This window comes from Povalibacter sp. (genome assembly GCF_036735925.1).
In the GTDB taxonomy this organism is placed as follows: domain Bacteria; phylum Pseudomonadota; class Gammaproteobacteria; order Steroidobacterales; family Steroidobacteraceae; genus Steroidobacter.
This window is the reverse complement of record NZ_DAINNK010000001.1, coordinates 1-14,600: the sequence shown is the minus strand read 5'-3', so window position 1 is coordinate 14,600 and position 14,600 is coordinate 1. Positions and strand designations below refer to the sequence as shown.

Below are 14,600 nucleotides of genomic sequence, written 5' to 3'. Positions count from 1 at the left end.
TGCGTGAATCACCCAAGATAAGGCTGTAACAGCATGGCCCAATACACCCCCTTCTTCCCTCGAGCGCAACCGCAAGCGAATCTCATGGCGCTGCTCTTGGAGCAGGAGAAGGAGAAACAGCAGCGCGTGCCGAAGGCGGCCGCTCTGCCTCCGAACCCGGCACCCTCCGCGACGCCATTGCAGCCGGGCCAAAGCATGAGCATGGGATTCCCCACACCAGCGCCGCAGCCGCAGCAGAAGCCGGCGTTTATGGATCGCCTCACGACCGGACTTCTTGGTCCAGCCGAGACCTATGGTGGCCTCCTTGGACCAAGCGATGTCGAAGCAGCCCGCCGACGCGCCACGATGGCCATGGCGGCGTCCTTGCTCGCAGGTGGTGGACCGTCGCCAACGCCGCGCGGCACCGGCGAGTTGATCGGCAATGCGATGCTCACGGGTCAGTCCACTCAGGACCAGTCGTTGCAGAACGCGCTTCAGACGATGCTATTCAAGCAGAAGTTGGCACAGCAGCCGACTCCGAAGGCGCATGTCGTGAATGGTGCGCTGGTCGATGAGGCCGGCCGGGTGATCTACAGCAGCCCGCAGACGGCAAAGCCGCAAGACCCGTTGTCACAGCTCCACGCGGACTACAACGCCGGTCTCATCACTCAAGACGATTTCCTCGCTCGTCGCAGGCGCATCATCGAAGGCAATCCTCCGGTCAGCGTCACGCTCGATCAGCGATCCGAGACAGAAGCCGAGAAGTCGTACGGTAGGAGGGTTGGCGAGGACTTTGCCCAAGTCCTGAGCGACGGCCGCATGGCACAAGATGAGAAGGACATTCTCTCCACACTCCGTGACAACCAGGCGCGCACCGGTCCGACACAGGACTTCCGAGCTGCTGCCGGTTCGCTGTTTGCCGATCTGGGCCTGCCGATCTCGGAATCCCGGCTGAACCAGATCAGCGACTTTGGCGCGTACAAGGCCGCCGCGAATGATCTCGTGCTCTCGAAGCAGATGCAGCAGAAGGGCCCGCAGACGGACAGTGACCGCGTGGTCATTCAGGCAACCGTAGCGAACGCGAAGAACCTACCGGAAGTAAATCGCATGATCGTCGGCTACGGCTTGGCTCTCGCCGATCGCAAGATCGAGCGCGCCGAGTTCGCCGAGAACTATCGCCAGCAGACCGGAAAGATCGAAGGCTGGGAGAGCGCATGGCGCGACTACATGCGCCGTACGCCGCTCGCCGGCAAGAACCCAAAGAGCGGTCGTCTCGTGTTCTGGAATGAATACCTGGACCAGATGAGGGCTGCGAATCCGCAGGCGTCGGACGAGGAGATCATGGATCAGTGGAGGCGCACGTATGCCGCTCGTTGATCCCTTCGATCAGCCTGCCGATGCGATGGGCTCGCCATTGGGCCTGCGGGCCGCTGGCAACCAAGCTTCCGAGTACGGCGTACTCGACGACCCGTTCGACGAGCCGGAGCCGGACTATTCGCAGCTAGGTGAATTCGATGCCGATGGTGCTCCCGAGCTTGCAAAGTGGAGATTGGCACTCGGCTACCTGACATCACCGAATGATGAGGCAAGAGCGGACATCATCCGTACCGTACTCCCAGACGCGACGGTCATTCGTGATTCGAGCGGGGCCCCGATCATTTCGTACAAGGGGAAGATGGGCTACGTGAACAAGCCCGGCGCGTCCCTACGTGACGTCCTCGGCGTTGGAGAAGGCATTGCCAAGTACTTGCCGGCGGGACGGACGGCCAGCTTGGCACGGCCGCTACTCGGCAAGGTCGCTCTGATGGGGGCAGCATCGGGCGCCACGAGCGTTGCCGAGGACATCGCCGCCATTCCTCAAGGGTCACAGCAGGGCATCGATCCTGTGCGTGCGGGCGTTACAGGGGTAGCGGGCGCAGCAGGTCAAGCTATGGCGCCTGTCCTAGCACGATGGCTGCAAAGCGCGGGAACGAGCGTAAAGCGAGCATGGGACGCCCTTCGCCCTCACGTTCGTGGCGAATCCATTACCGAGCAGGGCCGCGCCGCCGCCCGCCAGCTTGGGCTGAAGGTCGATCAGATCACCCCGCAGTTGCTGCGTGAACTGTCACGCGCCGCCGACGATGCAGCCAACGCAGGCGTTGGCGTTCACAGCGTGCCGGGAGTCGCCGACCGGTTGGCCCTCTCACGTCGCTTCGGCGTGCCGCTGACGAAAGGCGAATTGACCGATGACTACGCCCAACAGTCTCTTGAGGAGAATCTGCGCCGCATGGATGTCACCACCAAAGCGGGAAACATCATGCGCAGCCAAGGCGAGACCGCCGATGCTGCACTTCGTGGCGCGAACAATGAAACCGGCTTCGGCCTGGTAAAGCGGGAAATTGCGGGCAACACTCCTCTGGCAGGAGACACGGCAGACGCCGGCCAGGCATTGCTTTCTGCAACGCGTCGCGCAGCCGACAAGGCGCAAGGCGCGTATCGTGAAGCGTACGCAACGGCTCGCGAAGCCGGCTCGGCCCTGAACTCCACAAGCTATCGATCGTTCCTCGATGGCGTCGAGGCGAAGCTCAAGAACTCCATCGACTACGATCCGGCGTTGTTTCCGAAGACGGCAACGCTGCTCGATAACCTTCGGGCTCGGCAGGAATGGATGGTCGCTGTCGCCGAGCGAGGCCAGACGCCGGGCAACATCCCGCTTTCCAAGCTTGAGAACCTGCGCAAACTGATGAACGCGCAGTGGCGATCAGCCGATGCGACGGATCGTATGGGCCTCGATGTGTTGCGCCGCGAATTCGATGAGATGGTCAATGGCGCGATCGATAGCGGCAAAGTGACCGGTGACAAAGTAGCGGTCGAGGCCTGGAAGCGTGGCCGCGATCTGTATGCCAGATTCCGCGATCTCTACTCGCCCGGCCGCGCAGAAGGACTGGCGGAGCGTCGTGCGGGCCGTACCGTCCAGGACTGGCTCAAGAGTGAATCGGCCACCGGCGAGCAGGTCATCAAGTCCGCTGCGTTCAACAGCGCACTTGCGAAGCGCATCGTCCAGATCCACGGCGAGGACAGCCCAGCTCACAAGGCGCTCAAGCAAGGCATGCTCGAGTACGTGTTCCGCCCTGCCTTGAAGGACAACGGCGTCAGCCCACGCATGTTCAAGTCACGCTACGAGCAATTCTTCATCAAGCAATACAGAGAGAACATGCAAGCCGTCTTCTCTCCGCAGGACATGGCGACGCTGAATGAGTTCTATCGCCTGGTACTCGCGAAGGTGCCGAAGGAAGGCGTCGTCAACTACTCGAACACCGGCAACGTGCTCATGAAAGGACTGCAGCAGCTCGGGCAGAAGCTCGGTGTTGCGATGGTGGCGAGTGGCAATCTTGAAACAGCAGCCGCGATGCAAGGGATCAATGCTGCCGCACAGGCTGGAAGTGCGTCGCAGGCTCGTCAGGCTGTACGTGGCCTGCTCCCAGTCAATCGATCACTGCCGTACGTCGCGGCTGGCGCCGTTGGCGGCTCCGAACCAGCGCGTCGATAGCGTAGATGATGGCCACGACGGCGATGCAGAACCCAACGAACCACCAGAATCGGCCTACGAACCAAAGGCGGTATGCACCGGCCAGAAGTCCAGCTGCGATCGCGGCGACTGCAACCTCCAAAGCGGTCGAAACTCTGTGAGACATGTTCAATTAATCCTGGTGAACAGCTAGATGAGCGACTCGTTTCCTTTCCGGCGGTTTGTGATCAGAAACTCGGTCGTCCACGGCCTTCTCTTCGGCTTGGCAGGAATTCTGGTGTCGGCCTTCCAACAGGCACCGGTCTGGCCGGCAATCGTCGCATCGGCCCTCGTCGGCGTGGTCATCGCATTGATCCGCGCGCCAGGCGTGTTCCACAAGGAAATCCGCCTGGTCTGCAACGAGGTCATCCGACAGACGACGCTCGCGTTCATGCGACGTAGCTATCAGGCGGGATTGCCACTTGACGACTTGCAAGAACTTCATAACGAGGTTCTGCGGGAAGCACGACGCACGCTGAGATCAAGGACGTTCATGACCATCAATGCAGAACAAGAACTTGCCGCCGAGGCGCTGCCTGAGATCCGACACTCGACACCCGACGACTGTGCGACATGAGCCTACTCCGGCACCGTGGGAAAACGTATCTACATCGCTGCATCGGCCACATGCGAAGCAGCCTGTTCCGATCCTGATGACACTAGGAGCGGGACCCCTACGTCAGCTCAAAATCCGAGCTACAGCAATCTACTGCGTGCTGCTCCCCTCTTCCGGACCTGCGTGCCTTGGGGCCGCGACCAGGACGCACCATTCTGCAAATGCATTTGGATGAGCCTGTCTGCGCAATCTCATGCCATGTCCGCATCAATACCTCTCGCTCTAGGCGACGCGCTCTCGAATGGGGATGGAGACCCGCCTGCCACATCTCGACAAAGGCGCACAGCATTCGCGTGCTGCAGAACGGCGCGACCGCTGCGGTGGCGTCGATGAACTGCTGGAAGCTGTGAATTCAAATGGCTGGTCGCCCAACCAAGTACAAGCCCAGAGTTTGCGGAGAGTGCGGAAAAGCTCTGCCAGCAGACGAATGCTGTGCGCCTTCAGGACGACATGATCACGAGCCCACGGCGGCGCGGTGGAAAAACGGCTCCTAACCTGGGAAAAGCGCAAAGCGCCCTCAAACTTCGCCAGCCGTCCAGTTATGCATAATATTCGGGTTGAGACCCATCAATTCATAGGGTACGATGCATTAAAATGCTATCTTGCGCATTTTACACGGCCTCGGATGCATTATGGACCACTTCTCAATCGTTTTGGCGCTGGCGCGTTCCGCATTGCAAAATCCTAATGTTGCAGTTCGCCAGCACCTCGAACGATTGCAGGAGGCGTTGACCTCCGCCGGCTCTTCCGAAGAGGCGCGAGCTCTCTCCAAACTGCTTTCGGGCGACGAGCGCAGCGGAAAGATCGAGCCCACGCGAGTGATCCTCACTCGCGCGGTCGTTGCAGGCGAAGTGATGAGCCCTACAGTAAGGCCACCGGCTGATAGGGAAACCGGCAACTTACTCGCGCAAATCGTTCATCCTGCGCAACTCAATGACCGCCCCCTCGTTTTCAATGCTTCTCTCCAACCGGCGGTTGACTCACTCGTCGAAGAATGGACGCATCTTGAAAAATTTCTCGCACTGTCAGTACGTCCGCCACTCAATTGCTTACTGTTCGGCGCGCCAGGGACCGGAAAGACACAGCTCGCCCGCGCCATCGCAAAGCGGCTAGAGCTGCCACTGGTTGTTGCGCGACTCGATGGATTGATCTCCTCGTTCCTTGGCACAACAGCTCGCAATATCGCTTCGCTTTTCGATTTTGCGAACAGATACCAGTGTGTTCTGCTTCTCGACGAGTTCGACGCGATCGCCAAAATCAGAGACGACCCTCATGAAGTTGGCGAGATCAAGCGCGTAGTCAATACGCTTCTGCAATGCCTAGATTCGCGATCCAGCATCGGCTTCACCCTCGCGATCACCAATCATGAACAACTCCTCGATAGCGCGATCTGGAGGCGCTTCGATGTCCGCGTTCATGTACCGAAACCTGATTTCGCATCGAGGCAGGCCATAGTCGAGCGTTACACGGCGGGCATTACACTATCGGATGCTGATCGACGGTTGCTTGCTTGGTTCACAGAAGGACGCAGTGGCGCCGAGATTGAAACGCTATGCAATGCGATCCTTCGAATGTTTGTACTGAAGAAGTCCGACGACTTCAGCATGGCTGAAGCTCTTCGCGTTAACGCACAGCTCAGCGCCGACTTTCGTGAATCACCACGGCAGCAGAAGCTCGTTGGCGAATTTGAGGCCTTAGCGAGGACGTTGGTAACCGATGAAGACGTCCGGTTCACACAAGGGGAGCTTGCTCAGATCTTCAATCGCGATCAATCGACGATTAGCCGATGGCTGAAACAGGACGGCGTTCCGCGGAGGCGCTAATGGCAAACAATCCAGTCCAGGTCATTCTCAATACCAAGAACTATCTGGAGAGACCCGAGGACAATGGCGGGGGTTCGGTGAAGGATTTCTTCAAAGGACGCGACGCCGAGTTCGAAGCTCACAAGACAAAGATCCTGGGCGAGCTATCGGAGATAGAAAAAAGGCTGAAGGCCAATCCCGATGTAGGGGTTGAATACGCTCACGTAGTTCTGCAAGGGGACGCCTGGGCCAAGACCAGAAGACCCACAACCGCGGTATTTCCTCCGGCACGCACGCCCATTGTTGGAAGCGGCGAGCTTGGTGAAATGATTGTCGAGCTTACGAGCGAAAACATCGCGGCCGTTCATCAAGCTGTCGATCGCGCGGAAATCGAGGTCGCTTACAAGAAAAACAAGAAGACCGATGAACTTGTACCCAACCCCAGCCGCGCGCGTGGCGAGGTGGGGGCAATCCAAATCCTCAGACCACATGAACCAACTGATCGCCGACGCTTCTCCGCCGAAGAGGCGATGAATTGGCTGAAGCACCCGCAAACTGGCGGCGTGTACATTGTTGAAACATTCGCCGACCCACGCGAGGTTGCGTCCGACACTCGCCGTACGCGAGCGAAACAGAACCTCGATCGCCTCCGGATGAATCTACGATCAATGCCCGTCGAAGTGGTTAAACCCCCAGCTCGGTACGAAGGTTCACGGTTGATCTTCCTCCGAGTCGCAGACAACGCACGGAGCAAACTGACACAGCACCAAGCTGTCCTCGATGTTCTAGACAAAGACCCCGCTGTTCGGAGAATCATGTTGCCGCCGATCGTCGAAGTTGGTCACTCCGTGCCGGGTAACCCCGCTGGTCCTGCTACGCTCAAAGCACCGGATGAGACTTCCCAGTATCCAGTCGTCGGCGTAATCGACACTGGCATCGCGAAATTGAAGGCGCTCGACGGCTGGTGCGCAGGTCGAACTGACTTTGTCGGCTCGACCGGCGGCCAAGATCGGTCGCATGGAACATTCATTGCCGGTCTTGTTGCAGCGTCGGATCAATTTAATGATGACAAGCTATTTGCAGAAGTGCCGTGCAAGTTCTTCGACCTCGCTCTGCACCCTACCACCAGTAGCGGCTATCAAGCCTTCTATCCAAGGGGCTTCTTAGATTTCCTCGAACAGCTCGAGATCGAGATCCTCACCGCAAAAGCGACTGGCGTGCGAGTGTTCAACATGAGCCTCGCACTGGAACGACAGGTTGCTGATGATGCCTATGGCGTGTTCGCTTGGATGCTCGATGTTATTGCCGACCTCCACGACGTCATTTTTGTACTCCCCGCTGGGAACCTGTCTTCGTCAACTTTCCGGTCCGAATGGCCAGATGATCCACCAGATGTGCTTCAGATGCTGGCCGACTACAGACATACAGGCAAAGATCGACTCCTGCAGCCGGCGGAGAGTATTCGCTCCCTCGTCGTTGGCGCATTGAATCCTCCGAAATGTTCGGGGCCATTGCGTCCGACCACTTACACGCGGCGAGGGCCCAGCGCAGCGCTGGGCATGAAGCCAGACGTGGCACATGTCGGTGGTCGTGGCAGCGCCAAGCATGAGTTGATGTCAATCGACACTTCAGGGAATGTGACGGATGGCTGTGGAACTAGCTACGCGGCACCACTCGTTGCCAGACAACTCGCAGCCTTGTCCAACCAGATCGAAGGACAAGTGGAAAGAGAGACACTCCTGGCCCTTCTAATTCACCACGCACGCACGCCGAAGGATCTTGCCGCCAAATCACTACGCCGGATTGCCCGCGACTTCGTGGGGTTTGGGTTGCCAGCTCAGAGCGCCCAGATGCTCGAAACGGAGGACCATGGAATCACGCTGCTCTTCAATGGCGTTCTAGAGCGCGACCGGGAGCTGGTCTTCCCCTTCTCATGGCCCGCGAGCCTGACAGATTCATCCGGCAACTGCAGAGGCAGAGTCAAGCTGACTCTTGTCTACCGCCCACCGGTTGATAGATCTTTCGACGCAGAGTTTGTTCGCGTAAATCTCGACGCACACCTGAGACAAGAATCATTCGATTCGAATACCGGTGACATCGCGTGGACAGGCCGACTGAGAAGCGAGACCGACAAGACATACGAGAAGAAGTTGATCGAGCATGGCCAGAAGTGGTCCCCGGTGAAGCAGTACGAAAAAAAGTTCCAAGGTATTGGCGCCTCTTCTCAGTGGCGATTGGTAATCGAAGGGCTCACGCGGACTGGCTTCAACTTTCCAACCAATGGCGTGCCTTTCTCGGTATTGCTTACGATTGAAGATCCCAAGAAAACAGAGCACGTATTTCAGGAACTCAGACAGGGCCTTCTTGCAGGCGGGGTGAAGCTTGCAGATGTTCGAACCGCAAATCGCATAACCACGAGGGGCGCTCCTTAGACAGGATCTTCCGCAGACTCGTGGTCCGAGGCATTCGCTCCCCGACTCCGACACCGAGGCTTGGACTTCTGTCGCCGCACTCAATTGCGGATCGGTGACATATGCCTAACCTCGCGACTGCGATCGATAACGTGCGCACCGATCTGATGACCGTCGATGCACAGTTGCACTGCCTTGAGATGGCGCTGACACACGGCTCCGATGCGAGTGCCTGCTCTACCGTCGCGGTTCACACCCGTGAACTGGTTCAGGAGTTGATGAGTCGTCTGGATCAAATCGTGTCGGACGTTGAGGTTGACCTTCTCTGGCTCAGGTCGCACGCGTCGCCCCAAGCTAACCTGGCGTGGCTGGCGATTCAGCTTCGGGCTTTTGGTCAATCGGCAGCAAGCCCTGGCGATACTCGGAAGGGATACATTGCGTGTCGGATGGGACAACGACCGCGACACCCTGGCGCGCAATCGCAGCCTTCGCATTGAGAATGGACTTCGCCGATTTACCGACGCCATCCCAGGTCCAGAACTCGTCGCACTGGGCGTCGATTGCGCTCGCCACATGAAGCGCGTCCGCTGGCCGCAGGTTCATCTCGTATTTCCACCTGAGGTCCCTGGCCCGCTCAAGAACGAAAATATCGGTCTGCCATGGCGTGACCCCGCCAGACCCAGACGTCAGGATGCTGCGAAAAATTCTCTGCGTCTCTTCGCTGATGTCCCCGTCGGCGGAAGTGCATTCCACGATACTGAAGAGCGACGTGACGACCGTGAGTCTCTTATCGCGCCCAGCACGGAGTGCTGTTTTCAGATGCCAGAGAAATTTCCCGCCGTCATGCACCTGTTTGCCGTTGGCATCCAGCGCAAGTTCAATGAAGCAGCAGGCGTCGAGGTAGATTTTTTTAGTGCTCATCGTCCCTGATGGCAGACACAAAGTCCGCCGCGCCCACACTCCCGGTCATTGACGGGGCACTGCCAAAGAATTTTTCGAACTCTTCGTCAGTGATGGAATCGACGAGCTTCAGTCGCTCGACGCCGATCTGGTCAATTTCTTTGCTGAGGCGATTCGCGCGCACCATTCCTGATACGTGTACGCGCCGGTCTCTGGGTGCCAAGGCGCTGACGACGTCGCCGTATAGCTCGCGGGGAAAGAAGCACTTGATGATGTTGCCGCGGGATACGTCGCGCAGGTCGAAATGTGGGCGCTCTGCTTCCTTGTAAAACGCGTGAATGACGCCCAGAACGGTGCCGTGGTACTCGATGAATTGCCGGACTGATTCGGTGAGCCGTTCGACAACTTCGGCAGTGACTAAGTAGGGCTTGGGGGGCTTCTTGGGGCTCTTCTTTGCAGGTAGCACCGCAACCGACACTGCCTCGCCCGGATGAATCTTCTTGGCGACCTGGGCGTACTGGAGGAAGGTCTTTTCAGTGGCGCCAGCAGAATGCGCCGCCTGCGGCTTTCCCTCGAACACAGACGTGGCGATGCGGCGGCAGGCTGCCGCCGTCTTGGCTGAGACACCCTCGTGAGTCGAAACCTCGAATCGAAGCGAGCCGTCCGTGAACTTGGATGCGCGCCACTGGTTTTCCACGGGCAACAGGCCCGCATCGTCGCCGATGGACTTGAAGAGCTTAGCCAACTCCTCCGGCAGCGTAGATAGGCGCGACAGTTCGATGGACTCTTGGCCCTTGAACAGCGTCACATGCATTCTGAATTGCGGCATCGAGAACGCTGACGCAGCGACGTATCGCCGGTGCTCCTCCGTGTAGTTGTACTGCGCAACCTTACAGCAGTGTATCGCGTCAGGGTGAAAGTGGGAAAACTAGCGATGGTCTCGGACCGCTAGCGGGCGCCGCCTGCGTCTGGGCGCGCTCAGGCACCGGAAAAATCTGGAGCCAGCCAGCCAACGTATGTTGCTTGGCTTCGGCAGGCTCAAAAAGTTTCTGTTTTCCAGCGATCATGTTTCGCGCACAACAGATCAGCTCGCCCCCAAAAGTTTGTCCGCCCTGGTTCGCCACTCCTTCGTGATCTGTCCCGCATGGTCTGCTTGGGACTCTCGGCGCGGAAACGGTTGACAGAGCTTCATGGCGCGATTGTTATGATGTCTTGGTACTGCCATTGCATCGCTATGACAATGCCATGGCGATGATTGTTAGGAAGATCATAGAAACTATAAGCGGCGAATCCAGACTGAAGCGGTCCGCCCATCGCCCCCACCCCGCCTGCCGCAGTCCGCGGACTATCAGCCAGATCTGTGACACAGTTGGCACTCCCGGCGACCCTGAAAATGGATGGCAAGCTCCAGATCGGGTGAGACGATATCCCAGTGATCGAGGAAGAACTGGCGGAGCACAAAGTAAACCGACCTATGCCTCGTGCTCCCATCGCACTCTGAGGCGAGGACCCATGGATGGGTATGTTACTCATGACGAGATCGCGCTCTGGGCTCTCCGATGGCTTCCACGTCTGTCAACCATTGGAGTTCGCCATGTCTCGAATTCTTCGCCGGCGCGAAATCTGCGCCATGACCACCCTGTCCAAAACGACCCTCTATGCGCGAATCAAGGAGGGTTCCTTCCCGAAAGCCATCCAACTCGGCCCCAAAGCCGTCGGATGGCGGGAAGACGAGGTGCTTGCCTGGATGACGGGCCAGCCGCGAAAGGGAGAACCACCCGCCGGGTCGGCCAGCCCGATCGACGCGACTCCTCCCACGGCACCAGCGCCGACTGCCATCACTGCGGCCGACTGTTGCAGAACACAGACCGCGGACAGTTCGGACCCTAGTGAACCGGCGGACGAGGCGGAACTGCTGGCCGACCTCGGACTGACAGAGGACCTGCCCGATGCAGAGTACTTCGCCAAGGCGAGCCAGATCGTGGAGAGCTGCCAGCAGGACGTGGCTGCCATCAACGCACGGGTGGCGGAGCACTATGCCCGCGAGAGGGACGCCCTCAGGCAGCGCCTGAGGGAGAGCGAGGAGCGGCTGAGCCGGATCGAATTCGCCCAGTCCGAGAAACAGCGGCAGTGGTACAGCCTGATCGAGGGAGCCGTGGGCTCGGATGTCGGGAGGTGGCTGCAACTCGTTCAGGCGCTCCTAGAGGCGGGAGACACCCGGTCTGCCATGGCTGTGTATATCGATCCCCCTCCCAGCATCCGCCGGGCCCTGGAATCCTCAGCCGCGGGCAATCAAGTGCCGCCGGACATGCTCACTGAGCCGCTTTTCAGCGCCGGATAGGACGCCTCCACCCAAGCGCGCAGGGATGCGCGCCGCTGTCTCGCCTTCTAGCCCGAAGGCCGCGTATAGGGCACGTAGGGACGCGCGGACCCTTTGACCGCGTTACGATCCCCAGATGCCATCAACAGCCTCATGCTCCTCAAGAACAACGACTGATCCGATCCTGCCCGCATGCCACGTGTTCTAAATTTCTACATGGACGATTCAGGCACACGCCTACCGAATCGCAAGCCATTGAGGTTTAATCCTAACGTCCGCGACTTTTTCGCGCTCGGCGGCGTCCTGATCAATGAAGAGGACGAGGCAGGCGCTCGCAAGCTGCATTCGGATTTCTGTTCGCGGTGGTCCATCAACTATCCACTGCATTCCGTGGAAATCCGCCACAGCACGGGCAGATTCACCTGGCTGAAGCGTGACGGCACGGAATACGGCCGGTTCATGAACGACCTTACGAAGACCTTGCTGGCGATGGAGGTCCTAGGCGTGACCTGCGCGATCGATCGACCGGGATACGACGCTCGCTACCGAGAGAAATACGGCCGCCGACAATGGCATCTCTGCCAGACAGCATTCGCCATTGCGGTCGAGCGTGCGGCGAAGTTCGCGCGACGCGACGGTCGAAAGCTGCGCGTCATGCCAGAGCGCAGCAGCAAAGCCGATGACGAGCGACTGGTTGGCTACTACAGTGACCTGAGAACGGCGGGCCCGCCCTTTGAGACAACGACGTCGGCACCCTATGCCCCGCTGACGGCAAAGGAATTTGCTGAGACCCTTCACGAGATCCGGTTTAAATCAAAGTCGTCCCCCATGGGGCAAGTCGCGGATATGTTCTTGTGGCCAATGGCTATCGCCGGTTACGACCCTTTGAACCGCGCCTACGTGGCACTGCGAGACGCAAAGCGCCTCATCGAGATTCGTCTGAGGGAGGGACAAGCCGAGGTCTGCGGGTCCAAATACAGTTGCTTTGAACTCGTGCGGCGGCACCAACGCGGGGGCTAGAAACGACAAAGGCCCAGATCCTCGATCTGAGCCTTTGCGGCGGCCTTCTTGCGAAGACCTCGTGGGCGATGCCCGATAGCGATACTGACGGCTCCGTCAGTCGGTTTCAAGTGCTACGCACGCTTCCAGGAACCGGTGTTTTTCCCACAATTTTCCCATGGGTCGACCGCCCGGGCTTTGATTTAACCCTAAGTACTTGATTAGAAATGGCGTCCCCAAAGGGATTCGAACCCTTGTTACCGCCGTGAAAGGGCGATGTCCTAGGCCTCTAGACGATGGGGACGCACGTACCGACGGGGCTTGGTGGAGCTAGCCGGGATCGAACCGGCGACCTCTTGCATGCCATGCAAGCGCTCTCCCAGCTGAGCTATAGCCCCACGCGGGAGGCGCGCAATGTATTGAAGGGCCCTCGACCTGTCAAGGCAACTTCGGAGTTCCGAGCGCTTCAGGAAATGCCTTGCTCAGGCCGCCAGTGCAACCTTGCGTGCCGCATCGATGCGCAGCAGCGTCGTCTCGCGTCCCAGCACTTCCAGCGTTACATCGATCGGCGGCGATACCGACGTCCCGGACACCGCAACGCGGATGGGCTGCGCAACCTTCCCCAACCCGACGTTGAGTGCTGCCGCGACGCTGTTGACGGCATCGTGGATAGCAGCAGCATTCCACTGCGGAAGCGCTGACAGACGCTCATGAACCGCGGCCAGCACGGGGGCGCTTTCTGCCGTGAGGTTTTTCTTGGCCGCCTTCTCGTCGTAACCCTTGAGTTCGGCGAAGAAGAACACGCTGTTCTGCGCCATCTCCTTCAGCGTCTTGGCCCTTTCCTGCTGCGCCTTAGCCACAGCGGCAAGCTTGGCGTTGTCCTCGACCGCGACACCCAGCGCCGCGAACTGGAACTGCAGATGCGGCACGAGCGACTGCGGCGTCGATCGCATGATGTGTTGCTGATTCAGCCACAGCAGCTTGTCGGGATTGAAGGCGGACGCCGACTTGTTGACATCCTTGATATCGAACAGCGCCTGCATCTCTTCCAGCGTGAAGACTTCCTGGTCGCCGTGCGACCAGCCGAGTCTCACGAGATAGTTCAGCAGCGCCGACGGAAGAAAGCCCTCTTCCCGATACTGCAGCACACTGACTGCGCCGTGACGCTTCGACAGCTTCGCGCCGTCCGCGCCCAGGATCATCGGCACGTGCGCGTATACCGGCGGGGTCGATCCCAGCGCCTTGAGCATGTTGATCTGGCGCGGCGTGTTGTTCAGGTGATCGTCGCCGCGAATGACATGCGTGATCTTCATGTCCATGTCGTCGACGACGACGCAGAAATTGTAGGTCGGCGTGCCGTCCGATCTTGCGATGATGAGATCGTCGAGTTCGGTGTTCTGGAACTCGACGTTGCCATGGATCACGTCTTCGACGATGACCGAACCGTCGACGGGGTTGGCAAAGCGGATCACCGGATCGACGCCGGGGCGCGGTTCGGTGCGGTGGCGGCACGTTCCGTCGTAGCGCGGCTTCTGCTTCGCGGCCTCCTGCCGGCTGCGCATCTCGGCGAGTTCTTCCTTGGTGCAGTAGCAGCGGTACGCGTGCCCGTCCTGGACGAATTTCGCAAGCACTTCGCGATAGCGATCCATGCGCCGCGTCTGATAGAACGGACCCTCGTCCGCACTCAGTCCGAGCCATTCCATTCCGTCGAGAATGACTTGCGTGGCTTCGTCGGTCGATCGCTCCCGATCGGTATCCTCGATGCGCAACACGAACGTGCCGGCATGGCGCTTCGCGTACAGCCAGGAGAACAGCGCAGTCCGGACTCCGCCGATATGCAGCATGCCGGTGGGACTGGGGGCGAAACGGGTGCGAACGGACATGTGCGATGAAGCCGTCTGGAATTCTTGAGTTCGTATCGACTTGTGAACCCGACGCGGGACGAAGTCGGCGTCGCATGGCGACGAGAGATGGTGGGCGGTACAGGGATTGAACCTGTGACCCCTGCCGTGTGAAAGCAGTGCTC

The 14,600-nt window shown here is 59.2% G+C and carries 10 protein-coding genes and 2 tRNA genes; 7 read left to right on the top strand and 5 right to left on the bottom strand.

Going from position 1 to position 14,600, the window contains the following annotated elements; all coding sequences use genetic code 11:
- Positions 1–84 precede the first annotated feature (84 nt).
- The 5 genes from V7D81_RS00060 to V7D81_RS00040 all read left to right on the top strand — a co-directional run bounded on the left by V7D81_RS00060 (position 85) and on the right by V7D81_RS00040 (position 8,376).
- Positions 85–1,356 carry a hypothetical protein gene (locus V7D81_RS00060; protein WP_324313646.1) on the top strand — a complete coding sequence of 424 codons (1,272 nt, stop codon included), beginning with the start codon at positions 85–87 and terminating at the stop codon, positions 1,354–1,356.
- Positions 1,343–3,508 carry a hypothetical protein gene (locus tag V7D81_RS00055; RefSeq protein ID WP_324313645.1) on the top strand — a complete coding sequence of 722 codons (2,166 nt, stop codon included), beginning with the start codon at positions 1,343–1,345 and terminating at the stop codon, positions 3,506–3,508. Before V7D81_RS00060 ends, V7D81_RS00055 begins: the two co-directional genes overlap by 14 nt.
- A 172-nt stretch (positions 3,509–3,680) precedes the next feature.
- Positions 3,681–4,103, top strand: a complete 423-nt coding sequence (locus V7D81_RS00050; RefSeq protein WP_324313644.1) for a hypothetical protein — start codon at positions 3,681–3,683, stop codon at positions 4,101–4,103.
- A 671-nt stretch (positions 4,104–4,774) separates the two neighbouring features.
- The gene (locus tag V7D81_RS00045) at positions 4,775–5,965 is read left to right on the top strand and encodes an AAA family ATPase (protein WP_324313643.1); all 1,191 of its coding nucleotides are present in this window, start codon (positions 4,775–4,777) and stop codon (positions 5,963–5,965) included.
- Entirely contained in the window at positions 5,965–8,376 is a 2,412-nt protein-coding gene (locus V7D81_RS00040) for a S8 family peptidase (RefSeq protein WP_324313641.1), read from the top strand. The genes V7D81_RS00045 and V7D81_RS00040 overlap by 1 nt, the downstream gene beginning before the upstream one ends.
- A gap of 333 nt (positions 8,377–8,709) precedes the next feature.
- Here V7D81_RS00040 and V7D81_RS00035 read toward each other — a convergent pair whose 3' ends face one another.
- Positions 8,710–9,276: a type II toxin-antitoxin system VapC family toxin gene (locus V7D81_RS00035; protein WP_324313639.1), complete on the bottom strand. Its 567-nt coding sequence runs from the start codon at positions 9,274–9,276 to the stop codon at positions 8,710–8,712.
- Positions 9,266–10,069, bottom strand: coding sequence for a hypothetical protein (locus tag V7D81_RS00030; protein WP_324313638.1), 804 nt, complete (start codon positions 10,067–10,069; stop codon positions 9,266–9,268). Before V7D81_RS00030 ends, V7D81_RS00035 begins: the two co-directional genes overlap by 11 nt.
- Before the next feature lie 780 nt (positions 10,070–10,849).
- Between V7D81_RS00030 and V7D81_RS00025 the strand changes: the two genes are divergently transcribed.
- Both V7D81_RS00025 and V7D81_RS00020 read left to right on the top strand, forming a co-directional pair.
- Complete coding sequence (locus tag V7D81_RS00025; RefSeq protein WP_324313636.1) at positions 10,850–11,596, top strand: helix-turn-helix transcriptional regulator; 747 nt, start codon at positions 10,850–10,852, stop codon at positions 11,594–11,596.
- A gap of 195 nt (positions 11,597–11,791) precedes the next feature.
- The gene (locus V7D81_RS00020; protein ID WP_324313635.1) at positions 11,792–12,595 is read left to right on the top strand and encodes a DUF3800 domain-containing protein; all 804 of its coding nucleotides are present in this window, start codon (positions 11,792–11,794) and stop codon (positions 12,593–12,595) included.
- A gap of 207 nt (positions 12,596–12,802) precedes the next feature.
- Here the strand turns inward: V7D81_RS00020 and V7D81_RS00015 are convergent.
- The 3 genes from V7D81_RS00015 to gltX all read right to left on the bottom strand — a co-directional run bounded on the left by V7D81_RS00015 (position 12,803) and on the right by gltX (position 14,457).
- A tRNA-Glu gene (locus V7D81_RS00015) sits at positions 12,803–12,878 on the bottom strand.
- A gap of 18 nt (positions 12,879–12,896) precedes the next feature.
- A tRNA-Ala gene (locus V7D81_RS00010) sits at positions 12,897–12,972 on the bottom strand.
- A gap of 84 nt (positions 12,973–13,056) precedes the next feature.
- Positions 13,057–14,457, bottom strand: a complete 1,401-nt coding sequence (gene gltX, locus V7D81_RS00005) for a glutamate--tRNA ligase (RefSeq protein WP_324313634.1) — start codon at positions 14,455–14,457, stop codon at positions 13,057–13,059.
- Positions 14,458–14,600: the final 143 nt, after the last annotated feature.